Below are 25,299 nucleotides of genomic sequence, written 5' to 3'. Positions count from 1 at the left end.
GTTTTCATGCTCGGTCCGTCACGATTGGATGGTGGCGGCGAACGGAAGGTTTAAAGATGATTCAGAAGAACTGGCAGGAACTTATCAAGCCGAACAAGGTCGAGTTCACCTCGTCCAGCCGCACCAAGGCAACGCTCGTTGCCGAGCCGCTGGAGCGTGGTTTCGGTCTTACCCTCGGCAACGCGCTGCGTCGCGTTCTGTTGTCTTCTCTGCGTGGTGCCGCTGTAACGGCCGTGCAGATCGACGGTGTCCTGCACGAATTCTCCTCCATCCCCGGCGTTCGGGAAGATGTGACGGATATCGTGCTCAACATCAAGGAAATCGCCATCAAGATGGATGGTGACGATTCCAAGCGCATGGTCGTGCGCAAGCAGGGTCCGGGTTCGGTAACCGCTGGTGACATCCAGACGGTTGGCGACATCGAGATCCTGAACCCCGACCACGTGATCTGCACGCTGGACGAGGGCGCTGAAATCCGCATGGAATTCACCGTCAACAACGGCAAGGGTTACGTACCGGCTGAGCGCAACCGCGCGGAGGATGCCCCGATTGGCCTCATTCCGGTGGACAGCCTGTATTCTCCGGTCAAGAAAGTGTCCTACAAGGTGGAAAACACCCGTGAAGGCCAGGTTCTCGACTATGATAAGCTGATCATGACGATCGAGACCAACGGTTCGGTTTCCGGCGAAGACGCCGTTGCCTTCGCCGCTCGCATTCTTCAGGACCAGCTCGGCGTCTTCGTCAACTTCGACGAGCCGCAGAAGGAAGCAGAAGAAGAATCGGTTACCGAACTCGCGTTCAACCCGGCGCTTCTCAAGAAGGTCGACGAGCTGGAGCTGTCGGTTCGTTCGGCTAACTGCCTGAAGAACGACAACATCGTCTATATCGGCGACCTGATCCAGAAGACCGAAGCCGAAATGCTTCGCACGCCGAACTTTGGTCGCAAGTCGCTGAACGAAATCAAGGAAGTTCTCGCTTCCATGGGTCTGCACCTCGGTATGGAAGTACCGGCATGGCCGCCTGAGAACATCGAAGATCTCGCCAAGCGTTACGAAGACCAATACTAACAAACAAGAAGGCAGACCTTAAAGACTGCCTTTCCCCGTCAAACAGCAGGTAAGTCACCTGCATGTGCCAGGAAACGGCAGGCCTTAGAGAAGGCACCTGCGTAGAAGGAGAATAGCAATGCGCCACGGTAATTCAGGCCGCAAGCTCAATAGAACCGCCAGCCACCGCAAGGCAATGTTTGCCAACATGGCTGCTTCGCTCATCACCCATGAGCAGATCGTCACCACCCTTCCTAAGGCGAAGGAAATCCGTCCGATCGTCGAGCGTCTCGTCACTCTCGGCAAGCGCGGCGACCTGCACGCTCGTCGTCAGGCGATCTCGCAGATCAAGGATCAGGACGCTGTTCGCAAGCTGTTCGACGCGATCGCTTCGCGTTACGCAACCCGCAATGGCGGCTACCTGCGTATCATGAAGGCTGGCTTCCGCCAGGGCGACAACGCGGCTCTCGCCGTCGTTGAATTCGTCGAGCGCGACGTTGACGCCAAGGGCGCAGCCGACAAGGCTCGCGTTGCTGCGGAAGCTGCTGCTGCCGAAGCTGCGTAAGGTCTGACGCCGTTCAGGCGTCGTGAATTAACAAGCCGGGTGAGAGATCACCCGGCTTTTTTATTTTCCAAAAGAATAGTCATGAACGACGCAGATAGTAACCGTCAGTGCCGTCGTCACCTTCGATCAACTCGACGGTCCGGTTGAGAAGCCATCTAATTCCCTTACCTTCGGCACCAAATTCAGCATTGGATGTGTTCCAAAGATTTCCAATCAAGCTATCTGAAACATCAGAGCGCAACAGGGATGCAAGGAATGTATGGAGCTCATTTCGCTCCTTTTTGGTTAAGTGATACAAACCTAAAAGTAAGACGCCATCCAAGCTTTCGAACATTTCGAAGTCTTGGATCATATAGCCTGTAAATTTCAGGAATACGGGTGCGGGTGTAATGGTCTTTTTCACAATATCGGCGTTCCGAGGGTAAGCTGTATCAACATAGAAGCCATTAGGGCGGCTGGCGTCGTGAACAATAAATACGCCAACTTCGTAATTTTCGCTTGTCTTGTATATCGCTCGATAGATTTTTGGCAGGATTTACTTAATGATATCTAAGCTATTCCTCTCTATCGGCTCGATGTCCTGCAATCGTAGTTTTTAACGATGCTTGGAAAGCGCTCGCTTCACTCCGGAACGTGGATGCGACCCTTGATGTGCTTGAGTTGCGCGACAATCGTAAACGTCATGATGACCAGCAGCGACCACGAACTCCACTTGCCGATATGCACCACGGACCAGGCGCCGATCTGATCGGGATATTTCCAGATACCGAAGAATGTGGAGATGTTTTCCGCCAGCCAGACGAAAAACCCTATCAGGACGAAGGAGAGAAGCAGCGGCATCTTTCGATCCCGATCATAGGGACGGTAGACCACCGTTGCGCGGGAATAGAGGCCGATGGCGCAGGCGGCGATGTACCAGCGGTAGTCACCGATAAAGTGGTGGGTGAAGAAGTTGGCGTAGATGGCGATGCCGATCAGCGTTGCCATCCAATAGGTGGGATAATTGCGAATGCGCACATCCAGCAGGCGCCACGCCTGGATGATGTAGCTGCCGACGGCGGCGTACATGAAGCCGGAAAAGAGCGGCACGCCGAGGACCTTGCTATAGGCGAAGTCGGGGTAGGACCAGGACTGGATAGCGCTTGACGTCTTGAACACCTCAAGCGCGAAGCCGACGATATGGAACAGCAGGATGGCCTTGGCCTCGTCAAGCGTTTCCAGCCTGCTCCAGATCATGAGGAACTGGATGCCGAGCGCGACGATCAGCAGCACGTCATAACGCGGAATGCCAAATACCCCACCATGCGGCACCACGAAGATGGAAATGAAGAACAATCCCGCAAACAGGCAGGCACGGGCCTCCTTGATGCCGAAATAGAGAAATTCGATGACAAAGCGCCTGATGCCCTTGAGTTCGCCCCAAGGATAGGTATCGCACAGAAGATTGTCCAAAACCGAGAGGCGGGTTGCGGCTGGGCCTGTTGCTGTGCTCATGTTCGCGCCTCGATTTGTATCCGTTAAATTTTCATACGAAAACCGGAAGGAACTCGCATGGGTCCGTCACGCCTTTCCCCGCCTTATTTTGCCCGCATCCGGCTTTTGGCGGCGGCCATGATTGTGATCATTGGCGGTCTTTGCTTGCGGGCGTTCGGCTACGAGGTGGGATTGCCGTTCGTGGCGGTAAAATATGGCGGATCCGTGCTCTGGGGGGCGATGGTCTATCTGCTGCTGGCGGCCATCCTTCCGTCCCGCTGGTACGGTTACGAGGTTCACATCGCCGTCATCGTCGTCGTCGTCGTGGAATTGATCCGGCTCGTTCATTTCCCGGCGCTGGACGCGTTTCGCGCAACGGCGGCCGGAGCTTTGCTGCTCGGCCGCGTTTTCTCGGTGTGGAATATCGTCTGTTATATCGGCGGGATCGCGGTGGCGTCCTTTACGTCCGGACGGGGCTTGCGCGCTTATTCCTCTTCGCCACCATGATCGAAGGCCGCACCAGCCGATACCCGAGCAACACCACCATCGTACTGATATAAAACACCGGCTCGAGCGTGATCGATTTTCGCGCCAGCACGAAATGCAGTACGCCGACGATGAGCACGAGATAGACGAGTTTGTGCAGCGTGTTCCAGCGGCTGCCGAGCTTGCGGATCGACCAGCGGTTGGAGGTGAGCGCGAGCGGCAGCAGCATGACGAGCCCCGCCATGCCGAGCATGATGTAGGGGCGTTTGAGAATATCAGCGGCGATGGAGCTGAAGACCAGGCCGCGGTCCAGAACCAGATAGACGCTGAAATGCGCCAGCACGTAATAGAAGGCGATCAGTCCCAGCGCCCGGCGATAGGCGATGAGGTTGATGTTGAAGAGATCGCGCAGCGGCGTCACCAGCAGGCCGAGGCACAGAAAGCGCAGCGCCCAGATGCCGAGCAGGTGCTCGAAATCCTTGACCGGATTAAAGCCGAGGCCGCCGGTTGCGGCGAGGTAAAAATACCAGAGGCCGGGACAGAGGCCGATGACATAAAGCGACCAGATGGCTGCCGGCTGGTAACGCTTCGGCAGTGAGGGAAGCGAAAAGGCGAGCGCCATGATCAGTAATTCGCCTTTAGATCGAGGCCGGTATAGAGGCTTGCCACCTCGTCATAGCCGTTGAACATCAGGGTAGGGCGGTTCTGGGTGCCGAAAAAGCCGCCTTCGCCGATGCGCTGTTCCGTCGCCTGGCTCCAGCGCGGATGGTCCACATGCGGATTGACGTTGGAATAGAAGCCATATTCGCGGGCGTTGGAGTTTTTCCACGTCGTTTCCGGCTGTTTCTCGACAAGCGAAATACGGACGATGGATTTGATGCCCTTGAAGCCGTATTTCCAGGGAACGACGAGGCGAATGGGCGCGCCATTCTGGTTCGGCAGGGTTTCGCCGTATAGTCCGACGGCAAGAATGGTCAGAGGATGGCGGGCCTCATCTAGGCGCAGACCCTCGACATAGGGCCAGGACAGAGGCTGGAACAGGCCGCTCTGGCCCGGCATTTCCTCCGACCGCACCACGGTTTCGAAGGACACGTATTTCGCGCTGCCGAGTGGCTCCACCTTGTCGAGAAGCGCGGCGAGAGGGAAACCGATCCACGGAATGACCATCGACCAGCCCTCGACGCAGCGCATGCGATAGGTGCGCTCCTCTAGCTGATATTTCATCAGCTCTTCGATGCCGAATTCCTGCGGTTTGGAGACAAGGCCATCCACCTTCACCGCCCAGGGGGTGGGCTTGAACTTGCCGGAATTTTCCTTCGGGTCGGATTTGCCCACTCCGAACTCATAGAAATTATTGTAGCTGGTGACGGCATCGAGCGGGGTGAGCTTCTCATCCAGCTTGTAGGCGCCTGCTTTAGCAGCAAGTGGAGTGGCGACAGCCTCGCGGCCGGAAAGCCCGATTGCCGCAAGCCCCGCCGCCGTGCCGAGAAAGCCGCGTCTCGAGAGGTATATATTCTTCGGCGTGATTTCTCCTGCCGGGATGAGGGGCGGACGATAGGCGGGCATTTCAACCTCCACAAAAGCCGGGTGCATCGGCGATAAATCGATTATGATAGGCTATACGGCCGCTGCACAGATATGTTTCAGCACTCTGCGCAAAAACAGCGGCCGGGCGGCAAAAATCGCGCATTTGTGATGACAGGCCGCGCGAATTGCAACATTCAAACCGGGCGTACCGTACCGAACCGTACTGTTTTGCCCGAAGGTGACAGTGACAGGGCTTACGGTTTGCGCTAGAAAAACCGCAAAATAGGGCGAGGGCATTTTGACCGCGGTGCGGGAATGCGCTCTTCTGCCCAAGAGATCGAGGAAAACACCATGCCAGTCTATCGCTCCAGAACGACAACCCACGGCCGCAACATGGCGGGCGCGCGCGGCCTATGGCGCGCCACCGGCATGAAGGACAGCGATTTCGGCAAGCCCATCATCGCGGTAGTCAATTCCTTTACGCAGTTTGTGCCGGGCCATGTGCATCTGAAGGATCTCGGCCAGCTCGTTGCGCGTGAAATCGAAGCGGCCGGCGGCGTCGCCAAGGAATTCAATACCATCGCTGTCGATGACGGCATCGCCATGGGCCATGACGGCATGCTTTATTCGCTGCCGTCGCGCGAAATCATCGCTGACTCGGTCGAATACATGGTCAACGCCCATTGCGCCGACGCGATGGTGTGCATTTCCAACTGCGACAAGATCACCCCCGGCATGCTGAATGCGGCGATGCGCCTCAACATTCCCGCCGTATTCGTTTCCGGTGGTCCGATGGAAGCAGGCAAGGTCGTTCTGCATGGCAAGACGGTCGCGCTCGATCTGGTCGACGCCATGGTCGCAGCTGCCGATGACAAGATTTCCGATGAGGACGTCAAGATCATCGAGCGTTCCGCTTGCCCGACCTGCGGTTCCTGTTCCGGCATGTTCACTGCCAATTCCATGAACTGTCTGACCGAGGCGCTAGGCCTGTCATTGCCCGGCAATGGCTCGACGCTTGCCACCCATTCGGACCGCAAACGCCTGTTCGTCGAGGCCGGTCACCTGATCGTCGATCTGGCGCGCCGTTATTACGAGCAGGACGACGAGACCGTTCTGCCGCGCACCATTGCCAACAAGGCGGCGTTTGAAAACGCCATGTCGCTGGATATCGCCATGGGCGGTTCCACCAACACGGTGCTGCATATTCTGGCGGCAGCGCATGAGGGCGGTGTCGATTTCGGCATGGAAGACATCGACCGTCTTTCCCGCAAGGTTCCCTGCCTTTCCAAGGTCGCGCCTGCCAAGCAGGACGTGCACATGGAAGACGTTCACCGCGCCGGCGGCATCATGCGCATTCTCGGCGAGCTGGATCGTGGCGGTCTCCTCAATCGCGATACCTACACGGTGCACGAGGCGACGCTGGGCGACGCCATCGACCGTTGGGACATCACCCGCACCAACAGCGAAACCGTGCGGCAGTTCTTCAAGGCTGCCCCCGGCGGCGTTCCGACGCAGGTGGCCTTCAGCCAGTCGTCGCGCTGGGACGATCTGGATACGGACGGTGAAAACGGCGTTATCCGCTCGGTTGAAAAGCCTTTCTCCAAGGATGGCGGTCTGGCCGTGCTTTATGGCAACATCGCTCTTGATGGCTGCATCGTGAAGACGGCGGGTGTCGACGAATCCATCCTGAAATTCAGCGGTCCGGCGGTTGTTTACGAAAGCCAGGACGCGGCGGTGAAGGGTATTCTTTCCAACGAGGTCAAGGCAGGTGATGTCGTCGTCATTCGTTACGAAGGACCGAAGGGCGGCCCCGGAATGCAGGAAATGCTCTATCCGACCAGCTACCTCAAGTCCAAGGGCCTCGGCAAAGCCTGCGCGCTGATCACCGACGGACGTTTTTCGGGCGGCACCTCCGGCCTGTCCATCGGCCATGCCTCGCCGGAAGCGGCGCAGGGCGGCGCTATCGGCCTCGTGCGTCAGGGCGACTTGATCGAGATCGATATTCCCAACCGCACGATCAACCTCAAAGTTACGGATGCGGAACTGGCAGCCCGCCGCGCCGAGCAGGATCAGCTCGGCTGGAAGCCTGCGGAGTTCCGCAAGCGCAACGTCACAACAGCGCTGAAGGCCTATGCGGCTTTTGCGTCCAGTGCCGACAAGGGTGCTGTTCGGATTTTGCCGGAGTAATCTGGCGGGCAGGATCCTACAGGCAGCTTAAGCCGCTCTTCTGAGCGGCTTTTTCTTTTGATGATCCAGATTACGTGCGTCGTTAAGAAACAGATTCAATTGCCTCAGAGCTTGATTCTCCAAATTCGCGCAACACGCTGTTTCTCCGCCGTAAATTCGAAACCATCCGACCGTCCACCCTCCATTCCAGCAGTCACATTGGAGTGATGTTCCGTCACGTGCCCTTTTCCAACGCGTCGCGATGCCTAACTTCAGCATCATGAAAAGACGAACCGCACTCGGCCTTATCGCATCCCTGCCTTTCGCCCGCCTTGCCCACGGCCAAACACCCGGCAACGGCGCCCGCTTCAGTCCATTGCTCAACGAGGCGGATGGGCTTTCGAGCCTGAAAGCCGTCATCGTCAGTATTGACGGCGAGGAGGTGGCCAGCCGTGCCTATCACGGCGCCAGCCTCACTGGTTCCACCAACATCAAGTCGGCCTCGAAATCGGTTATTTCCGCGCTGGTCGGCATGGCGATCGATCGCAAGATATTGGCTGGGGCGGATCAGCCGATTGCCACAATTCTGCGCAGCGATTTTCCGCCGAACCCCGATGCGCGTCTGGAAAGGGTGACCATCGGCAACCTGCTTTCCATGCAGTCCGGTCTGGAACGAATGTCCGGCCCGAACTACGGCCGCTGGGTCGCCAGCCGCAACTGGGTGCGAATGGCGCTGGGGTCGGGTTTTGCCGGAGAGCCGGGCGGCGGCATGCTTTACTCCACCGGTTCCACGCATCTGCTTTCGGCGATTTTGACCAAGGCATCCGGCCGTTCGACGCTGTCGCTTGCGCGCGACTGGTTCCGGCCGCTGGAGGGCTTCTCAATCGGCGGCTGGGAGCGCGACCCGCAGGGCATCTATCTGGGCGGCAACCAGATGGCGATGACGGCGCGATCGCTGCTGGCTTTCGGCGAGCTTTACCGGCTGGGCGGGGTAACGCCAGACGGCGAGCGTTTGATTTCGCAGAGCTGGATCGATCAATCCTGGCAGCAACGCACCAATTCCGTCTTCAACGGCGATGGTTACGGCTATTGCTGGTTCATCAAGGAGATGGCGGGCGAGACGGTTTATTATGCCTGGGGCTACGGCGGGCAGATGCTCTATATCGTCCCCGCCAAACGGCTTTCGGTGGTTATGACGTCCCGTGAGGACGCGCCTTCGGCGAGAACCGGTTATCGCGACCAATTGCATGGGCTGATGGAGAATATCATTCGCGTGGCGTGAAAATCAAAGCGGTCTGTTTATGCTCTGAAAAGCTTCCCCGAGCCGCTTCATGCGCTCCTCATAGGCACTTGTGATGCAGGCGATATCCGCGTTGCATTCCTGGCGCTTTTTCAACCATTGGCTCTGCTCTTCGCGCAAGGTGTCGCGTGCGCCCATCGCCATCAGTTGTGTCAGGATGTCGAAGGTGGTGACCATCTTCACGTCCTGGTCGTTGAGGGCTCGGTTGTCGCAGATCGCCTTTTCATCCGCGGCCAGATCCGGCTTCGTGCAATCAAAGCTGGCGGCGTTGGCGGGTGAACCCAGTGAAGCGCAGGCGAGGAGGATGCCGGAGGCAAGGATTGTCTGTTTCAGGTGCATGGGTCGTCTCATTTTGAGGACAGGCTCGTATGTGTGAAACCGAAATGGGGTGCAGTTGGTTCCACCTGCGCAAGCCGGTCATCGCATGAAAAAGATCGGCCATCATCTTGCCGCGCTTTGCTTTATAGGCTTTCGCGTTATAACTCCATCATACTGATGAGGATGAGGAATCACATGCAGAGCGTGCTGAAGTATCTGTCCACCGGCTTTCTTGCGGCGCTGCTTCTCGTTCCGGTCGGAGCGCAGGCGCAGGACAACAAGACCGTGCCCGCAAGCCACACGGAAATGCAGCTTTCCTTCGCGCCGCTGGTCAAGCGTACCGCAGGCGCTGTGGTGAATGTCTATGCCGAACGCATCGTGCAGCGGCGCTCGTCGCCCTTTGCCGGCGACCCGTTCTTCGAACAGTTCTTTGGCCAGCAGATGCCGAACCGCACGGAGAAACAGTCTTCGCTCGGATCGGGTGTGATCGTGACGGCCGGCGGCCTCGTGGTGACCAACAATCATGTCATCGATGGTGCCGACGACATCAAGGTGGCGCTGGCGGATGGGCGTGAATTCTCCTCCAAGGTGCTGCTGAAGGACGACCGGGTCGATCTTGCCATTCTGCAGATCGATGCGAAGGAACAGTTTCCGGTGCTTTCGCTTGGCAATTCGGATGCCATCGAAGTCGGCGATCTCGTGCTTGCCATCGGCAACCCCTTCGGTGTCGGCCAGACGGTAACGAGCGGCATCGTCTCGGGACTGGCGCGCAACCAGGTGACGCAGGGCGATTTCGGCTTCTTCATCCAGACCGACGCCTCTATCAACCCCGGCAATTCCGGCGGTGCGCTGATGAACATGGCGGGTGAGTTGATCGGCATCAACACCGCCATCTTCTCCAAGGGCGGCGGGTCGAACGGCATCGGTTTTGCCATTCCCGCCAACCTTGTCCGCGTTTTCGTTGCCGCCGCCGAGCGTGGCGACGCGAACTTCCAGCGGCCCTATATCGGCGCGACCTTCGATCCGGTGACCTCCGACGTTGCCGAGGCGCTTGGCCTGCACCGTGCGCGCGGTGCGCTCGTCGTCAGCGTCGTCAAGGGCGGCCCGGCGGAGAAGGCCGGCATCGAGCCGGGGCAGGTCGTAACGGCGGTCAACGGTTTGGAGGTGGAGCATCCCGATGCACTCGGTTATCGCCTCACGACGGCTGGCATCGGCAAGTCTGCCGAATTGACGCTGGTGGAGAAGGGCAAAGAGAAGAAGGTGACCATTGCGCTCGACACGGCGCCGGAAACCGCGCCGCGTGACGAACGGCTGCTGGAGGGACGCAATCCCCTGGCGGGCGCAACTGTCGCCAATCTCTCGCCGAAGCTTGCGGATGAACTGCGCATGCCTTCGCAGGTGACCGGCGTCGTCGTCACCGATGTGAAGCGCGGTTCGCCGGCCTATCGGGTCGGTTTCCAGCCGAAGGACGTCATCCTGTCGCTGAACGGCTCGGATATCGGCTCCACGGCTGCGGTCGAAAAGGCGCTGGATGACAATCCCGGCTTCTGGCGGGTGGAAATCCTGCGTGACGGTCAACGTATCCGGCAGTTCCTGCGATGAGCGATGACCTCTTTGCCCCACAAGTGCCTGTCGAGGTCGCCAACCGGCGGCCTCTTGCCGATCGCCTGCGTCCGAAGACGCTGGCGGAGGTGACCGGGCAGCCGCATCTGACGGGTGAAGAGGGCGTGCTGCGCCGAATGATCGATAGCGGCTCACTCGGATCGATGATCTTCTGGGGGCCGCCCGGCACCGGCAAGACGACGGTCGCCCGTCTGCTTTCGGGCGAGGCCGGGCTGGCTTTCGAACAGATTTCGGCGATCTTTTCCGGTGTTGCCGATCTTAAGAAGGTTTTCGAGGCAGCACGCACACGCCGGATGAACGGCCGGCAGACGCTGCTTTTTGTTGACGAGATCCATCGTTTCAACCGTGCCCAGCAGGACAGCTTCCTGCCGGTCATGGAAGACGGCACCATCATTCTTGTGGGTGCAACCACCGAAAACCCGTCCTTTGAACTGAATGCCGCTCTTTTGTCGCGGGCGCGTGTCCTCACGTTCGGTTCGCATGACGAGGAGAGCCTGGGCGAGCTTTTGAAGCGCGCCGAAGAGGCGGAGGGCAAGCCTCTGCCGCTGACCGAGGAGGCGCGTGTCAGCCTGATCCGGATGGCCGATGGCGATGGCCGCGCCGTGCTGACGCTTGCCGAAGAGGTCTGGCGTGCGGCGCGCAAAGACGAGACTTTCGATACCGAAGGGCTGACGCGCATCGTGCAGCGGCGCGCGCCGGTTTACGACAAGGGACAGGACGGCCACTACAATCTGATTTCCGCGCTGCATAAATCGGTGCGCGGTTCGGACCCGGATGCGGCGCTTTATTATCTCTGCCGCATGTTTGACGCCGGCGAAGACCCGCTTTTTATCGGGAGGCGGCTGGTGCGCATGGCGGTGGAGGATATCGGCCTTGCCGATCCGCAGGCGCTTGCCGTCTGCAATGCCGCCAAGGACGCCTATGATTATCTGGGGTCACCGGAAGGCGAACTGGCGCTGGCGCAGGCCTGCGTCTATCTCGCCACCGCGCCGAAATCGAATGCCGTTTATACAGCCTTCAAATCGGCGATGCGGGCTGCCAAGGAAAACGGCTCGGTGGTGCCGCCAAAGCATATTCTGAACGCGCCCACAAAGCTGATGAAGGGCGAGGGTTACGGTGACGGTTACCGTTACGACCATGACGAGCCGGATGCCTTTTCGGGACAGGACTATTTTCCGGAAAAAATGGGTCGCAAGACGTTTTACGATCCGCCCGACAGGGGTTTCGAGCGGGACATCCGCAAGCGTCTCGACTGGTGGGCGAAGCTGCGCCGCGAGCGCGGTTCGCGTTAAAAAGCTTTCTTCACAAAAAGAATAAGGCGCTTGCCAAAGTGAGTCGTAAAACCGCGCCATCCAACTGTTTCCAAAGGGAAATCAGGATGCCTTGCGATGTTGTATGACCTGCGACGGCGCAGGCAGCATCTTGACCGAGGATTCTGCCAGACCGCTATGCCCTTCGGCATCGATCACCAGATGCCAGTGCAAGGTCTCGGGAATGCTGATGCGGATCGGCGATTTTTTCGCGACGCCGCCGAGATATTTGAAATCGAGCAATTCGGTGAAACGCTGGAAATTTGCGCCTGTCATCAGCCGCACATTGTTGACGGCCGACAGGGACACCTCAATGGTCGTCCCAGCCCGCAATTCCTTCAGGTCATAATGTGTAAAGCGGAAATTCGGCCGTGACATTGCGCGTCTCCCTGTACCTGCATTTTGGCAAAAGAGGATAGGACGTCAGGGTTAACGAGCTCTTTAAAACGGCAGCACCCTGTAGAATTTCGGGTCGCTGTGCCGGTTTCGAACGGCCGTGGAGAGTATTGAAGGGTTTGATGGAGGAGGTCTGGAATAATACTAACGTATAATAGGCGTATTCAGTGATAATAAATTTTTTAACTCTAACATCGGCTGGTCGAAGTGCCGTCAGCGGCGTTGGGGGAAATATGAAAAGCGTCACGATATCTATGCGCCTTTATGCGCTCGTTGCATTGTTTCTGGCAATATTGACTGCGGCACTGACATTCAGCCTGTTCGAGACCTTTCATGAGATGGAACGCGAGCGTAAAGCGGGGCTCGCATCCATGAACGAAACAGCTGTCGCCATTCTTGAGCAATATTACCGGCTGGAGCAGGGTGGCACCCTGACGCGTGAGGCCGCGCAGCAGCAAGCCAAGACCACGATTGCGGCGATGCGCTATGGCAACGGCAGCGGTTATTTTTGGATCAACGACATGCATCCCAAGATGGTGATGCATCCGATCAAGCCAGAGATGAACGGCAGCGATCTCACTGCCAACAAGGATCCGAACGGCAAGGCGCTGTTCGTTGAATTCGTCAATACGGTGAAGGCGGGCGGCCAGGGCTTTGTAGATTACTATTGGCCCAAGCCCGGCGCGCCGGACCCAGTCGAGAAATTTTCCCATGTCGCCGGTTTCGCGCCCTGGGGATGGATTGTCGGCACTGGCGTTTATGTCGACGACCTTGAGGCAGTTTTCTGGAGCAACGCCTATTTCAACATCGCAGTGTGTGTTCTGTCCGGCCTTCTGGTGATCGGCGTGGCTGCCGCCGTCGTGCGCAGCGTGACACGGCCTATCGATCGCATCCGGCAGAGTATGAAGCGGATCGCTGATGGTGACGGCGAGGCGGAAATTGAATTCGCCGACCGTCGCAACGAAATCGGTGCCATTGCCAAGACGTTGCTGGTGCTGCGTGACAGCGTCAACGAGCGCAGCGCCTTGCAGGCCCGCGAGGCGGGGCAGCAGCGGGCGCTGGAGGAGGCGCGGCATGGCAACGAGATGGCGTTGCGCTCCGCATCCGAGCGTCAGGCTCATGCCATGAACGAGCTCGGCAGTTCGCTGGAAGCACTCGCCAATGGCGATCTGACCGTCGAGCTTGCCGATATCGGCGGCGAATATGAAAAGCTGCGCATGGATTTCAACCGCGCCGTCGGCGCGCTGCATGGGGCGATCGAGGCGATCGCCAGAACCGGCCATGTCGTCAACGATAGCGCATCTGACATCAGCGGTGCGACCGGCAATCTTTCTCGCCGGACAGAGCAGCAGGCAGCGGCGCTGGAGGAGACGGCGGCGGCTCTTGACGAAATCACCGCGACGGTGCGCACCGCTTCCGAACGGGCGAACGAGGCCCGGCAAATGGTGCAGGATACAAAAACGAGCGCAGGCCGCTCGGGCGAGATCGTGCGCAATGCAGTCGATGCGATGGGCCGCATAGAGGAATCTTCGCGGCGCATCGGGCAGATCATTTCCGTCATCGACGAAATCGCGTTCCAGACCAACCTTCTGGCGCTGAATGCCGGTGTTGAGGCCGCAAGGGCGGGCGAAGCGGGACGCGGTTTTGCCGTGGTGGCGCAGGAGGTTCGCGAACTGGCGCAACGCTCTGCCAATGCCGCCAAGGAGATCAAGACCCTTATCAATCGTTCGGCGGAAGAGGTCGGCGGCGGTGTCGCACTCGTTCGCTCCACGGGTGACGCGCTGGATGAGATCGTGACGCTGGTCAACCGGGTCGACGGCCACGTCAATTCAATCGCCACGGCGGCACGGGAACAGGCCACCGGCCTGCAGGAGATCAACACATCCGTCAACCACATGGACCAGATGACCCAGCAGAACGCCGCCATGGTGGAAGAGACGACGGCGGCCAGCCAGACGCTGGCCGAAGAAAGCCGGCAGCTCCGCGCGCTGCTGTCCCGTTTCGAACTCGGGCATGGGGCAGGGCGCGAGGTTTCGCGGGCGGCTTGATTTTTATCCGTTTGAGATAGTTTACAGGGCGCGGCTTTGGCTGCGCCCTTTCTGTTTCGAGGAAGTGCGACAACCTCTCCTCCGTCGTGCCGGACCCGTGGTGTATCTGCGTCGTGAGAGGCGTTGGTTTGCAGAGCTTTGCTCACACCTTTGGTATGATTTCGGTCGAGGCTTCCCCATTTCCCGCGTCACGGAACAGCCCGGTTCGTTATTTCTCCCAACCAATAAGGATTCGTTTACCCCGTTTCTTTAAAATTTACCTGTATTGCCGCGGGTAGCGGCCGCTGAAGGTACAGGTTCTCGTATGGCGTATGTTTCCCTTCCGCGTCGTCTTGTGACGTTGTTGATGATTTCCACGGTCATGGTGTCGTGTTCGGCGGAGGGCCTTGTGCCGCCGGCCGAGGTTGACGGCACGACACGTGTCGGCGCCATCCGGTCGTCGCGGCAGCAAGGCTACAGCGCGCCGCCGGGTGCGGTCTATCAGGCCGAGCGGACCGGGCAGACCGGGCAGGCCACCAATTATCCCGCAGCCGTATCGCAACCGATGCCGGAGCCTTATGCCTCGCAGGATCCCCTGCTGCAATCGCCACAGGGCGGCCAGGGCTATTCCACGCTCGATGGCCAGCATCAGGCGCGCATGGCCGCGAACGGCCAAAGCATGGCCTCCCCAGCCATGCCCAACCAGCAGGCTGCCGCAAACCAGATCGCCGAAGGCGAGGGCGGGGTGAATATGGATTCCATGCTGGGCGTGGAGCCGGTTCGCGGACTTGCGGAAGAGCAGGACGCCGATATTGCCGAAGGCGCTTCCGCCCAGCCGGTGGTGGACGGCATCGGCACCGACAATCCGGTTGCCGTTTCTCCGGCTCGCCGGCAACAAAGTGCGGGTCAGTCGCGGTTGATACCGCCACCGCCGCCCGGGTCTTCTTCCCGCCGCCAGCCGGTGGAGGAGGTCGCCATGTTGATGCCTAATGATCCGATGGCCCGTGACGGATTGCAAAGCAACCGCTCGGCCATGCCGCCCGGCGTCATGCCATCCTCGGAAGTGGCCTGTCGCTCCGAGCTGCGCCGTCTCGGCGTCGCCTTCCGCGATGTTGCGCGCATTGCAGATGGTCCGACCTGCGGTATCGACTATCCGATCGAACTCAGCGGGCTTGCCAGCGGCGTTGCCATCCGCCCGGCAGTGAAGCTCAATTGCCAGGTCACGCTTGCCTTCGCCAAATGGGTAAAGTTCGAACTCGTGCCGTCCTCCCGATTCCGTTACCTCTCAGGCGTCGGACGCATCACGCCCATGGGCGGTTATTCCTGCCGCAAGATGAATTCGCGCTCCAGCAATCCGTGGTCCGAACATGCGCGCGGCAACGCCATCGATATCGGCACCATAACGCTGAACAACGGCAAGGAGATCGATGTTCGCAGCAAGAACTTCTTCGCCTTCCGGGAAAAGGCGCTGCTGAAGGCAGTGAGGTCCGATAGCTGCAAATATTTCTCCACGGTTCTCGGGCCAGGCAGCGATCCCAACCACTGGAACCATTTCCACTTCGACCTGCGCACCCGCAAGTCCGGTTACAGGCATTGTGACTAAGTCGCGTTGGTGGAGGTTTTCGGCTGAGTTTGAAAGCGTTTCCTCCGTCATGCTCGGGCCTGTCCCGAGCATCTGCAACGTCGCGATGGGCGTTACGTGGGCAGATCCTCGGCACAAGGCCGAGGATGACGTCGAGTACGGAGAGCAGCTTGTTATCGACTTGCTGCCGATGGCTGTGGATCCCAGGATAAGGCAGGAATGACGAAAGTTGGGGATGTTTCTCTATCTGCGAGCCAGCGATAGCCGCCCGTACCACGCCCACAAAAAAAGACCGGCCCTAAGGCCGGTTGAAGAAGACTGCCTAAATCGGGGGATATCGGCGTCTTTGCAAGGGCATGCAATGGGAAAGAATCCCATAAAACGGTCCATCCGGTGCGGATATCCGGCAAAAAACATCGCGCCGTACTGACCTGCGGCCAACATGGCTTGCCGCCCTTTTCTGATACGCTATGAGCATCACATGTTTGTGACAACGGCCCCGGGAGCCTGCTTTCATGCCCCCTGTTTCAGAGATACTGATCTTTGCTTCGGCGCTTGCGGCCGCGGGCGTGGTCGCTGGACTTCTGGCGGGGCTGTTCGGCATTGGCGGCGGTGCTGTGCTGGTGCCGGTGTTCTACCATGTTTTCGGGCTTCTGGATGTGCCGGAGGCGGTGCGCATGCATCTGTCGCTTGGCACGTCGCTTGCCATCATCGTGCCGACCTCCATTCGTTCCTTCCTGACGCATCGGCAGAAAGGTGCCGTTGATATCGATCTCCTGAAGGGCTGGATCGTCGCCGTGCCGCTCGGCACCATCCTCGCATCGGTGGTGGCTGCGCATGCCTCGAGCGTGGCTTTGCGGCTGATCTTCGCTTTCATTGCGCTTGCGCTCGCCTTCCGGATGATCTTCAACCGGGCGAGCTGGCATCTCGGTTCAGACCTGCCGAAAAACCCGGCACGCTTTCTGGTCGGCACCGGCATCGGCCTTCTGTCAGGGCTGATGGGTGTGGGCGGCGGGGTGATGAACAACACTTTCATGACGCTTTACGGACGCACCATCCATCAGGCGGTTGCCACATCCTCCGGTGTCGGAGTGCTTATTTCGCTGCCGGGTCTCCTCGGGTATATCTGGGCCGGCTGGGGTGATGCGGGTCTGCCGCCTTTTTCCACCGGCTTCATCAACTGGATCGCCGTCGCGCTGCTGATCCCCATCACGCTTGTCGTCGCGCCCTATGGCGCCCGGCTGGCGCATGCACTCAGCAAGAAGCAGCTGGAGCGGGCCTTCGGGGTGTTTCTGGTCTTCGTCGCAGCCCAGTTTTTCTATAGCGTCTACGGCTGATTTTCCCTCCCCGCCGAATGCAGTGTTCAGGCCGTTGGGCTGGCAATTGCGGGTTGTACGGCCTATATGGCGTGCATCTTACTCGTTTTTTCGAAAGATTCGCGATGAATGCCATTGTTTCGATACGGAATCTGACAAAATCCTACGCAAATGGCTTTCAGGCGCTCAAAGGTGTCAGCCTCGATATCAAAGAGGGGGAAATCCTTGCTCTTCTCGGACCTAACGGAGCCGGCAAGACGACGCTGATCTCTATCATCTGCGGGCTTGTCAATCCGGGTGAAGGCTCGGTTCTCGTTGGCGGATATGATGTGGTGAAGGATTTTCGCCAGACGCGTGCCCTGATCGGCCTTGTGCCACAGGAACTGACGACAGACCAGTTTGAGACCGTGTGGAACACTGTCAGCTTCTCGCGCGGTCTGCATGGGCAGAAGAAGAACCCGGAACTGATCGAGCGCGTCCTGAAATCGCTGTCGCTCTGGGACAAGAAGGACAATATGCTGCGGGAGCTTTCCGGCGGCATGAAGCGACGCGTGCTGATCGCCAAGGCGCTTGCGCACGAACCGAAGGTCCTCTTCCTCGACGAGCCGACGGCGGGTGTGGATGTTACCTTGCGCCGCGACATGTGGAATGTCGTTTCCGAGCTGCGCTCCAAGGGCGTCACAATCATTTTGACCACGCATTACATCGAGGAGGCGGAAGAGATCGCCGATCGGGTGGGCGTCATCAATGGCGGCCAATTGTTGCTGGTGGAAGAAAAGACCGCGCTGATGAAGAAGCTTGGCCGCAAGCAGCTTTTCCTTGAACTTTCGCAGCCGGTGGAGGCGTTGCCGGACAGTCTCTCATCCTTCGGCCTTTCGCTCTCGGATGACCGCAACACCATCACCTACGAGATCGAGGACAACGGCGAGCAGGGGCGCATTGCCGATCTGCTGACTGCGCTTTCCGGTGCCAACATCCATTTCAAGGATATTTCGACACGTCAAAGCTCTCTTGAGGATATTTTCGTCTCGCTGGTAGGAGACCAGAAATGAATTTCGAAGCCGTCAAGTCCATCTACCTGTTCGAAATGGCGCGCACCCGCCGCACCCTGTTGCAGAGTGTCGTGTCGCCGGTCATTTCCACCTCTCTCTATTTCATCGTTTTCGGAACGGCGATCGGTTCAAGGATTCAGGAGGTTGGCGGGGTTTCCTATGGCGCGTTCATAACGCCCGGCCTGATCATGCTGACGCTTCTGACGCAATGCATCAGCAACGGCTCTTTCGGCATCTATTTTCCGAAATTCACCGGCACGGTCTACGAGATATTGTCTGCGCCAGTGGCGATGACGGAAATTGTTGCCGGTTATGTCGGGGCGGCGGCGACCAAGGGGCTGATGATCGGCACGATCATCCTTATAACGGCCTCCTTCTTCGTGGATATCACCATCGCCCATCCGTTCATGATGATCCTGTTCTTTGTGCTGACGGCGGTGAGCTTCAGCCTGTTCGGCTTCATCATCGGCATCTGGGCCACGAATTTCGAGCAACTGAACCTCATCCCGATGCTGGTGGTGCCGCCTCTGACATTCCTCGGCGGCAGCTTCTACTCCATCGACATGCTTCCGCCCTTCTGGCAGACGGTCAGTCACTTCAACCCGGTGCTCTACCTCATCAGCGGTTTCCGCTGGAGCTTCTACGAGATCGCCGACGTCAATCCCGTCATCAGCCTGGCGATGATCACGCTGTTTCTCGCACTCTGCCTCGGCGTCGTCGGCTGGATGTTCAAGACCGGTTACCGGCTGCGCAACTGACCGGAAAGAGGTTTGCCGTGAATGTGATACGCCCGGTTTGCACCGGGCGTTTTCGTATTCGGATAGCGAGACGTTATTTTTTGATCGCGAGCAAGAACTGTCTGCCCGGCAGGTTTTATCTGTCTCGCAATCTCAACTCATCGGTCTGCATCTGCATCGAACCGAGCGTCGACAGGAAGCTCATGCCGAGCAGGCTCTGGCCCAGTTGGCCATCCTGCGCGACGAGGGCGGGGATGTTGCTCCGCGTGATCGGGCCGATGCCGATCTCGGACAGGGTGACGGGCGCTGCCGCCGTGCGGCCGTTCGCGGTCATCACCGGCACGGTGTAGCGCAGTTTCGTCGTGTCGATGCCGATGGCGGCGGCATCGGCATTGGCCAGCACCACGGAGCTCGCGCCGGTATCGACCAGCATGTGGATGGGTTTGCCTTCAATGCTGACATTCGCCTCGAAATGGCCGCTCATCGATTTGTGCAGTATGATCTCCTGTTCGCCGCCAGCGGTCGTCACCACCACGGCGCGGCCGGGCATCAGGCCACCCAGCAGCCGGTCAGCGAAGGATTGCAGGTCATAGCGATAGAGATAGACGGATACGAGGCCGAGGATAATCACGAGCCAGATGGCGAGTTGCCGCACAACGCTTGCGAAGCTGCCGCGGCGTCCCGCCAGAATGCCGACGGATAGCAATCCCGCAATCGGCAGGAGATAGACGATCTGTCCGAATTTCTCGTTATCGATGCCGAAGGTGCGGCCGCTGTCGTGATTGACGAGAAGCAGGCCGAGACCCACGGCCAGCAAGAGGAGAACGAAAGTCAGCCTGTTCATGCGGTGTGCGTCTCCCTGGAGGTGTCGTTGCCTGCTTTTGTCAGTCTTTCGGGCAGCGCCTGCATGATCATGCGGCGCTTTTCGTCGCTATAGGTTGCCCAGCCGCCGATCTCGTCCAGCGTGCGTCCGCAACCGATACAGAGGCTGTTCGTGGCGTCGAGGGAGCAGATATGAATGCAGGGTGTTTCCATGGGGATCTATATCAGTCCGTCACGTCGCAAGGGCAAGAGCGACGAGAGTAACGATCTCCGTGATCTGCTGGATGGCGCCGATGGTGTCGCCGGTGTGGCCGCCGATCTTGCTGACACAGAGCCTTCCGAACAGCACCGTCGCGAGGCAGGTAGTTGCCAGAACGACTACGATCGACACAAAGGGCAGGGCATGCAGCGTGAAAAGCACGAGCAGCAGCAACCCTGTTGCTAGCGCGATGTTGCGCTCGCTTTCCCCGGGTTGGCCGGCGCCGGCGGCGATGCCGGAGGTTTTGGCGGCGGGCAGTGACTGCCAGTGCCACACCATCAGGGCGCGGCTCACCACCAGCGCGGCAATCAGGCAGGCGGCGGCGGTCTTGGCAGGCAGGGTTTCTATAAGCGATGCGAGTGCCGTGGCGCGCAGCGCAAAGGACAGGACCATGGCGATCGTGCCATAGCTGCCGATGCGGCTGTCCTTCATGATCTCAAGCGTTTTCGGCTTGTCCTTGCCGCTGCCGAAGCCATCGGCCATATCCGCCAAGCCGTCTTCGTGCAAAGCACCGGTTATGAGTGCGGTGACGGCGATTGCAAGCCAGCCGGTGAGCTGCGGTGAGGCGTCAAACTTCGCTAATGCCACCACGAGGACAGCAGCGGGCAGGGCGATCAGGAGGCCTGCGGCGGGAAAAGCGCGTGCGGTCCGGCGCATCGATGGACCGTCTCCTTCACCGAAAAAGCGCGATGGGACCGGCAGGCGGCTGAGAAAGGCAACGGAATGCATGACATCTGTTATAAAATCCCCGGCCTTCATGCTCTCTCCGCTGCTGTGCTTGCATTTCCGGTTGTTCCGTGGCGCGTCCGCGATTATGAGAGGCGCAACAAAGACCGATTTGCCGGAAAACACAAGTTTCCGCCAACCCGACGACGAGAAAGACAGATACCATGAGCATGAGCGGATTGCCCTTCGACGATTTCCGCGCGCTGCTGCGCGAGCTTCCCGGCCCGGATACGCATGCGCTGGTCGCGGCCAAGGAGCGCAATGCGCAACTGACGAAACCGGCCGGTTCGCTCGGTCGGCTGGAAGAAATCGCCATGTGGCTCGCCGCGTGGTCGGGCCGCTCGCCCGCCGTCACCCGTCCGCTGGTGGCGATTTTCGCCGGCAATCATGGTGTCACCCGGCACGGCATCACGCCCTATCCGACATCCGTGACGCAGCAGATGGTGGAGAATTTTGCGGCAGGCGGTGCGGCGATCAACCAGATTTGCGTCACCAACGATCTCGGTCTCAAGATTTTCGATCTGGCGCTGGACTACCCGACCGGCGACATCACCTGTGAAGCTGCCCTTTCCGAGCGCGATTGCGCCGCCACCATGGCCTTCGGCATGGAGGCGATTGCCGGCGGCACGGACCTTCTCTGCGTCGGCGAAATGGGCATCGGCAACACTACCATCGCAGCCGCGATCAACCTGGCGCTCTATGGCGGCACGGCGGAAGAGTGGACCGGTCCCGGCACTGGCTCTGAAGGCGAGGTCATGGCGCGCAAGATCGCGGCGGTGAAGGCTGCCGTGGCCTTCCACAAGGAGCATCTGTCCGACCCGCTCGAAATCATGCGCCGTCTTGGCGGACGCGAAATTGCGGCGATTGCCGGCGCCATCCTTGCCGCCCGCGTGCAGCGCATTCCCGTGCTGATCGACGGTTATGTGGCGACTGCCGCTGCCGCACTTCTGAAGGCGGCCAATTCTTCGGCGCTCGACCATTGCCTGATCGGCCATGTCTCCGGTGAACCCGGCCATCTGGCTGCCGTCGAGAAACTTGGCAAGACACCGCTTCTGGCGCTGGGCATGCGGCTTGGCGAGGGCACGGGTGCCGCTTTGGCCGCCGGCATCGTCAAGGCTGCCGCCGCCTGTCATTCCGGCATGGCGACTTTCGAAGCTGCCGGTGTCGATACTGGTACCCATTCCCACACTGAGCATTGAGGCCGAAGATGGACGCAACGCCGCAGAAGAAGCAACCGGAACCTGCCTTTCGCAAGGAAAAGGGATGGCGGCATCTTTTTGCTGCTGCCCGCTATTCCTTACAGGGGCTTGGACGGCTGTGGCAGGAAGCGGCGTTCCGGCACGAGGTTCTCGCTTTCGGCGTCGGCCTTGCCCTGCTTCTGGTCGTCGGCGCGCCGTTTGCGCATCTTCTCGTCTTTACCGTGCTGATGCTGCTTTTGTTCGCGGTCGAGGCGCTCAATACCGCGATTGAGGAGTTGGTGGACCGCATCTCGCCGGAAATCTCCTCCGTCGGGCGACACGCCAAGGATCTCGGTTCCTTCGCCGTCTTCTGCCTTTTGACGGCAAACGGATTTTTCGTGCTTTATTCGCTGGTGACGGCGCTGTTCTTCTGAACGGCGGATTTGACGCTTAGGCGAAGGACCGGCGGCGTGGCTGGATGGCGTGGGTTTCCTCCACGGCTGGCAGGCTTTGCAACACACGTTTTGCCGGCAGGATGGCGATGCCTTCGGTGCCTTCACGCAATTTCGATTTCAGGATGAACTGGCCGTCATGCTTGGCAAGGATAGCCTGAACGATGGGCAGGCCGAGCCCGGTTCCCTGTTCGGCGCTCTTGATCGCGATCGATCCCTGACCGAAGGCCGACAACACCACGGGGATCTCTTCCTCTGGAATGCCGGGGCCGTTGTCCTTGATCGACACATATTGCCCGCCACCCGCCGTCCAGCCTGCCTTCACGAGGATTTCACCGCCCTGCGGGGTGAATTTGACGGCGTTGGAGAGCAGGTTGAGGATGACCTGGCGGATCGATTTTTCATCCGCCCAGACCTGCGGCAGGCTGCTCTCGAACTGCTGCGAAATCCTGATGGTCTTGGCGCGGGCGCGAAGCTGGATCATGCCGATGCAATCTTCGGCGATCTCAAGCATCGAGACCGCTTCCTCATTGAGGTCGTAGCGGCCGGCCTCGATACGCGACAGGTCGAGGATTTCGTTGATGAGGTCGAGCAGATGCTGGCCGGAACGGTGGATGTCGCCGGAATATTCCTTGTAGAGCGGATTGTTGAGCGGACCGAGCACCTCTGCTGACATGACTTCGGAGAAGCCGAGGATGGCGTTGAGCGGGGTTCGCAGCTCGTGCGACATGGAGGCGAGAAAGCGCGATTTCGCCAGATTGGCCTCTTCCGCACGCCGCCGCGCCTCATCCGACATTGAGTTGGCGACTTCGAGTTCGGCGATCAGATCATCTTTTTCAGTCTGCGACGACAGCAGCTTGATACTGGTCTGGTAAAGCCTGCTGGTGATGCGATGACAGAAAAGGATCGCCATGCCGAACATCAGGGCGAGGCCAACATCGAAGGGATCGCGGGAGATGACGGAGGTGACGCACAGCGCCACCAGCACCGGCAGGAAGGTCATGAAGGTGGCCCGCCGCAGCATGAAATTGGCCATGGCGGTAAGCGAAAGCGCGATCAGCAGCGTCGCGCCCTTGAAGAAAAGAACGAGTGTCGGGTTGTTGCGCACCGGTTCGGCCAGCGCGAACATTGCCCAGGCGCAACCGATGAGGATCTGCATGGCAAGGAAGAGATTGCGCCACTTCGGCAGATTTTCGGCCGTTATCCCCTGTTTGGCGGCTCTTTTGGCAAGCACCAGAGACATGGCATGGAAACTCAGCGCAATGAGCGACCAGATGATCAGCCCTATGTCACCGGTGATATACAAACCGATGATAGAGGCGAATACGATGAAAAGCGGCATGATCATCGCGCCCTGAAGGGCTTCGGCGATGTGCATCGTCAGCATTTCACGTTCATAGGCTTCGCTGCCGCCAACGCCTTGCTGCAAGCGTTCACGCGTCGTCTTCACCGTGTCGAAAACAGCCTTGTTACGGTGCTTTCGTGAACGGTCGACGATGATCTTATCGGTGGACGTGCTGACGCTTTTACTCATTGTTACAACGCAGGTGACATGAACCCTTTGCAGGCTACGCACAAAATCTTAAGAAGATGCTGCCGTGAAAGGATTTGTTTGCCATTTCTGACAAGGGTTTGTTGTGACATGAGACGAAATGGAGGCAGGCGCGGCTTTTTCTCGACGTTTCGCGACGGCGGGCTTTTCCTCGCCACCGTCTTTCTTGGCATTCTGATTGCCGCCAAGCTCGATCAGATCAATAGCGAGACCCATACCGGCCGTTTCTTCGTGATCGATGGCGATACGCTTTCAAAGGGCGAGGACCGGTTCCGGCTGCTCGGCATCGATGCGCCGGAGCTTTCGCAGACGTGCCGGCGCGGCAGCGAAACCTGGCCATGCGGCGCGGAGGCGCGCCGCGTTCTGCAACAGATGATCGAAGGCACGACCTTTTCCTGTTCCGGCAGCTCCAGGGACCGTTACGGACGCCTGCTGGTCTATTGCTCGGCGGGAGACCGGGATGTTTCCTCGGAAATGGTGGCGTCGGGTTTTGCCATCGCGTCAGGTTATTTCCAGTTCTCCGGCGAACAGGCGCTGGCACGCAAAGAGGCTCGCGGCATCTGGGGTGGAGAATTCGAAAAACCGGCGGAGTGGCGGCGCGAACATCGCGCAGCGGATTTGCAAACGCCCGCAGCGGGTTTCCTCACCATCGTCCGTCATCTTCTGGGGTGGAATCATGGCTGAGGCGGATCGAGCCCTGCCGATGAATGACGACGGGTTGGACGGGCTGCGGGGCGCGATCGCCCTCTGTCGCATCTGTCGCGACACCCCAACCTGCGGACGCCTGCCGCACGAACCCCGACCGGTGGTGGTGATATCGACCAGGGCGCGTATCCTGATTGCGGGGCAGGCGCCCGGGCTTCGCGTGCATGAAACGGGTGTGCCTTTCAACGATGCCTCCGGCGACAGGCTGCGCCAGTGGCTGAATGTCGATCGTGAGACATTCTACAATCCGGACCGCTTCGCAATCGCGCCCATGGGGTTCTGTTTCCCCGGCTATGACGACAAGGGCAGTGACCTGCCGCCTCGACGCGAATGTGCGCCGCAATGGCGGGAGAAGGTGCTGGCGGCGATGCCTCAGGTGGAGCTGGTTCTTGCCATCGGTCAATATGCCCAGGCCTTTCATCTCGGCGAAAGACGGCAGAAAACCATGACCGAAACCGTGCACGACTGGCGCAGCTATTTTCATTCAAATTCGGGACCGGCCATTTTACCGCTGCCGCATCCAAGCTGGCGCAACACCGGCTGGCTGAAGAAGAATCCGTGGTTTACCGAGGAGCTGCTTCCTGTTCTGCGACAACATGTGGAAATGCGACTTTAGTGAAACAATTTTCTGTTTTTCTCTAAAAATTAGTGTATTGAAAGGAAATTAATTCAGGAGGGTAG

General features: G+C 59.2%; 26 protein-coding genes. 16 read left to right on the top strand and 10 right to left on the bottom strand.

Going from position 1 to position 25,299, the window contains the following annotated elements; genetic code table 11:
- Positions 1 to 56 precede the first annotated feature (56 nt).
- Together CRP02_RS20840 and rplQ are read left to right on the top strand one after the other, a co-directional pair.
- Entirely contained in the window at positions 57 to 1,067 is a 1,011-nt protein-coding gene (locus CRP02_RS20840; protein WP_003516121.1) for a DNA-directed RNA polymerase subunit alpha, read from the top strand.
- 118 nt (positions 1,068 to 1,185) lie between these two features.
- Entirely contained in the window at positions 1,186 to 1,611 is a 426-nt protein-coding gene (gene rplQ, locus CRP02_RS20835) for a 50S ribosomal protein L17 (protein ID WP_003495230.1), read from the top strand.
- A gap of 79 nt (positions 1,612 to 1,690) precedes the next feature.
- On the opposite strand, the gene CRP02_RS20830 is transcribed toward rplQ, so the two are convergent.
- Both CRP02_RS20830 and CRP02_RS20825 read right to left on the bottom strand, forming a co-directional pair.
- On the bottom strand, positions 1,691 to 2,014 hold the full coding sequence (locus tag CRP02_RS20830; protein WP_323455384.1) for a hypothetical protein: 324 nt from the start codon (positions 2,012 to 2,014) through the stop codon (positions 1,691 to 1,693).
- 218 nt (positions 2,015 to 2,232) lie between these two features.
- A complete protein-coding gene (locus CRP02_RS20825) occupies positions 2,233 to 3,105 on the bottom strand; it encodes a DUF817 domain-containing protein (protein ID WP_097172173.1) in 873 nt (290 codons plus the stop codon).
- Between the two features lie 57 nt (positions 3,106 to 3,162).
- On the opposite strand from CRP02_RS20825, the gene CRP02_RS20820 reads away from it, so the two are divergent.
- Positions 3,163 to 3,591, top strand: coding sequence for a DUF2809 domain-containing protein (locus CRP02_RS20820; RefSeq protein WP_097100519.1), 429 nt, complete (start codon positions 3,163 to 3,165; stop codon positions 3,589 to 3,591).
- Here CRP02_RS20820 and msrQ read toward each other — a convergent pair.
- On the bottom strand, positions 3,545 to 4,192 hold the full coding sequence (gene msrQ / locus CRP02_RS20815) for a protein-methionine-sulfoxide reductase heme-binding subunit MsrQ (protein WP_097172172.1): 648 nt from the start codon (positions 4,190 to 4,192) through the stop codon (positions 3,545 to 3,547). The genes CRP02_RS20820 and msrQ overlap by 47 nt on opposite strands.
- A gap of 2 nt (positions 4,193 to 4,194) precedes the next feature.
- Positions 4,195 to 5,136, bottom strand: a complete 942-nt coding sequence (msrP, locus tag CRP02_RS20810; RefSeq protein ID WP_097172171.1) for a protein-methionine-sulfoxide reductase catalytic subunit MsrP — start codon at positions 5,134 to 5,136, stop codon at positions 4,195 to 4,197.
- 312 nt (positions 5,137 to 5,448) lie between these two features.
- Here msrP and ilvD point away from each other — a divergent pair, with 312 nt between their 5' ends.
- Both ilvD and CRP02_RS20800 read left to right on the top strand, forming a co-directional pair.
- On the top strand, positions 5,449 to 7,284 hold the full coding sequence (gene ilvD / locus CRP02_RS20805) for a dihydroxy-acid dehydratase (RefSeq protein ID WP_013636431.1): 1,836 nt from the start codon (positions 5,449 to 5,451) through the stop codon (positions 7,282 to 7,284).
- 259 nt (positions 7,285 to 7,543) lie between these two features.
- On the top strand, positions 7,544 to 8,545 hold the full coding sequence (locus tag CRP02_RS20800) for a serine hydrolase domain-containing protein (protein ID WP_097172170.1): 1,002 nt from the start codon (positions 7,544 to 7,546) through the stop codon (positions 8,543 to 8,545).
- 3 nt (positions 8,546 to 8,548) lie between these two features.
- On the opposite strand, the gene CRP02_RS20795 is transcribed toward CRP02_RS20800, so the two are convergent.
- The gene (locus CRP02_RS20795; RefSeq protein ID WP_097172169.1) at positions 8,549 to 8,902 is read right to left on the bottom strand and encodes a lysozyme inhibitor LprI family protein; all 354 of its coding nucleotides are present in this window, start codon (positions 8,900 to 8,902) and stop codon (positions 8,549 to 8,551) included.
- 174 nt (positions 8,903 to 9,076) lie between these two features.
- On the opposite strand from CRP02_RS20795, the gene CRP02_RS20790 reads away from it, so the two are divergent.
- Both CRP02_RS20790 and CRP02_RS20785 read left to right on the top strand, forming a co-directional pair.
- Positions 9,077 to 10,483 (top strand): DegQ family serine endoprotease, encoded by a 1,407-nt coding sequence (locus tag CRP02_RS20790; RefSeq protein WP_003516104.1) that lies wholly within the window; start codon positions 9,077 to 9,079, stop codon positions 10,481 to 10,483.
- On the top strand, positions 10,480 to 11,796 hold the full coding sequence (locus tag CRP02_RS20785; protein ID WP_097172168.1) for a replication-associated recombination protein A: 1,317 nt from the start codon (positions 10,480 to 10,482) through the stop codon (positions 11,794 to 11,796). The genes CRP02_RS20790 and CRP02_RS20785 overlap by 4 nt, the downstream gene beginning before the upstream one ends.
- Positions 11,797 to 11,877: 81 nt before the next feature.
- On the opposite strand, the gene CRP02_RS20780 is transcribed toward CRP02_RS20785, so the two are convergent.
- Entirely contained in the window at positions 11,878 to 12,192 is a 315-nt protein-coding gene (locus tag CRP02_RS20780; protein ID WP_013636426.1) for a DUF1883 domain-containing protein, read from the bottom strand.
- Between the two features lie 251 nt (positions 12,193 to 12,443).
- Here CRP02_RS20780 and CRP02_RS20775 point away from each other — a divergent pair, with 251 nt between their 5' ends.
- The 5 genes from CRP02_RS20775 (at position 12,444) to CRP02_RS20750 (ending at position 18,945) form a co-directional block, all read left to right on the top strand.
- Positions 12,444 to 14,258 (top strand): methyl-accepting chemotaxis protein, encoded by a 1,815-nt coding sequence (locus tag CRP02_RS20775; RefSeq protein ID WP_097172167.1) that lies wholly within the window; start codon positions 12,444 to 12,446, stop codon positions 14,256 to 14,258.
- A 304-nt stretch (positions 14,259 to 14,562) separates the two neighbouring features.
- Positions 14,563 to 15,840 (top strand): extensin family protein, encoded by a 1,278-nt coding sequence (locus CRP02_RS20770; RefSeq protein ID WP_097172166.1) that lies wholly within the window; start codon positions 14,563 to 14,565, stop codon positions 15,838 to 15,840.
- 494 nt (positions 15,841 to 16,334) lie between these two features.
- Positions 16,335 to 17,156: a sulfite exporter TauE/SafE family protein gene (locus CRP02_RS20760; protein ID WP_097172165.1), complete on the top strand. Its 822-nt coding sequence runs from the start codon at positions 16,335 to 16,337 to the stop codon at positions 17,154 to 17,156.
- A 104-nt stretch (positions 17,157 to 17,260) separates the two neighbouring features.
- Positions 17,261 to 18,187, top strand: a complete 927-nt coding sequence (locus CRP02_RS20755) for an ABC transporter ATP-binding protein (RefSeq protein WP_097172869.1) — start codon at positions 17,261 to 17,263, stop codon at positions 18,185 to 18,187.
- Positions 18,184 to 18,945, top strand: a complete 762-nt coding sequence (locus CRP02_RS20750) for an ABC transporter permease (RefSeq protein ID WP_003516094.1) — start codon at positions 18,184 to 18,186, stop codon at positions 18,943 to 18,945. The genes CRP02_RS20755 and CRP02_RS20750 overlap by 4 nt, the downstream gene beginning before the upstream one ends.
- Before the next feature lie 115 nt (positions 18,946 to 19,060).
- Here CRP02_RS20750 and CRP02_RS20745 read toward each other — a convergent pair whose 3' ends face one another.
- The 3 genes from CRP02_RS20745 to CRP02_RS20735 are packed head-to-tail and all read right to left on the bottom strand — an operon-like array spanning position 19,061 to position 20,764.
- Positions 19,061 to 19,768, bottom strand: coding sequence for a TIGR02281 family clan AA aspartic protease (locus CRP02_RS20745; RefSeq protein ID WP_097172164.1), 708 nt, complete (start codon positions 19,766 to 19,768; stop codon positions 19,061 to 19,063).
- Positions 19,765 to 19,959: a DUF1289 domain-containing protein gene (locus CRP02_RS20740; RefSeq protein ID WP_097172163.1), complete on the bottom strand. Its 195-nt coding sequence runs from the start codon at positions 19,957 to 19,959 to the stop codon at positions 19,765 to 19,767. The genes CRP02_RS20745 and CRP02_RS20740 overlap by 4 nt, the downstream gene beginning before the upstream one ends.
- 19 nt (positions 19,960 to 19,978) lie before the next feature.
- Positions 19,979 to 20,764 carry an adenosylcobinamide-GDP ribazoletransferase gene (locus tag CRP02_RS20735; RefSeq protein ID WP_097172162.1) on the bottom strand — a complete coding sequence of 262 codons (786 nt, stop codon included), beginning with the start codon at positions 20,762 to 20,764 and terminating at the stop codon, positions 19,979 to 19,981.
- A 131-nt stretch (positions 20,765 to 20,895) separates the two neighbouring features.
- On the opposite strand from CRP02_RS20735, the gene cobT reads away from it, so the two are divergent.
- Positions 20,896 to 21,930, top strand: coding sequence for a nicotinate-nucleotide--dimethylbenzimidazole phosphoribosyltransferase (gene cobT / locus CRP02_RS20730; protein WP_097172161.1), 1,035 nt, complete (start codon positions 20,896 to 20,898; stop codon positions 21,928 to 21,930).
- 8 nt (positions 21,931 to 21,938) lie between these two features.
- A complete protein-coding gene (locus CRP02_RS20725) occupies positions 21,939 to 22,343 on the top strand; it encodes a diacylglycerol kinase (protein WP_097100506.1) in 405 nt (134 codons plus the stop codon).
- Between the two features lie 16 nt (positions 22,344 to 22,359).
- Here the strand turns inward: CRP02_RS20725 and pdhS2 are convergent, their stop codons facing one another.
- Positions 22,360 to 23,895, bottom strand: a complete 1,536-nt coding sequence (pdhS2, locus tag CRP02_RS20720) for a two-component system sensor histidine kinase PdhS2 (protein WP_097172160.1) — start codon at positions 23,893 to 23,895, stop codon at positions 22,360 to 22,362.
- Between the two features lie 108 nt (positions 23,896 to 24,003).
- On the opposite strand from pdhS2, the gene CRP02_RS20715 reads away from it, so the two are divergent.
- Together CRP02_RS20715 and CRP02_RS20710 are read left to right on the top strand one after the other, a co-directional pair.
- Positions 24,004 to 24,597, top strand: a complete 594-nt coding sequence (locus tag CRP02_RS20715; protein WP_097172159.1) for a thermonuclease family protein — start codon at positions 24,004 to 24,006, stop codon at positions 24,595 to 24,597.
- Entirely contained in the window at positions 24,590 to 25,234 is a 645-nt protein-coding gene (locus tag CRP02_RS20710) for a uracil-DNA glycosylase family protein (protein ID WP_323455383.1), read from the top strand. Before CRP02_RS20715 ends, CRP02_RS20710 begins: the two co-directional genes overlap by 8 nt.
- Positions 25,235 to 25,299: the final 65 nt, after the last annotated feature.

Source organism: Rhizobium sp. AN5, from assembly GCF_900215255.1.
Lineage (GTDB): Bacteria > Pseudomonadota > Alphaproteobacteria > Rhizobiales > Rhizobiaceae > Agrobacterium > Agrobacterium tumefaciens.
The sequence above is the reverse complement of the archived record's forward strand: the minus strand, read 5'-3'. Positions and strand labels throughout refer to the sequence as shown.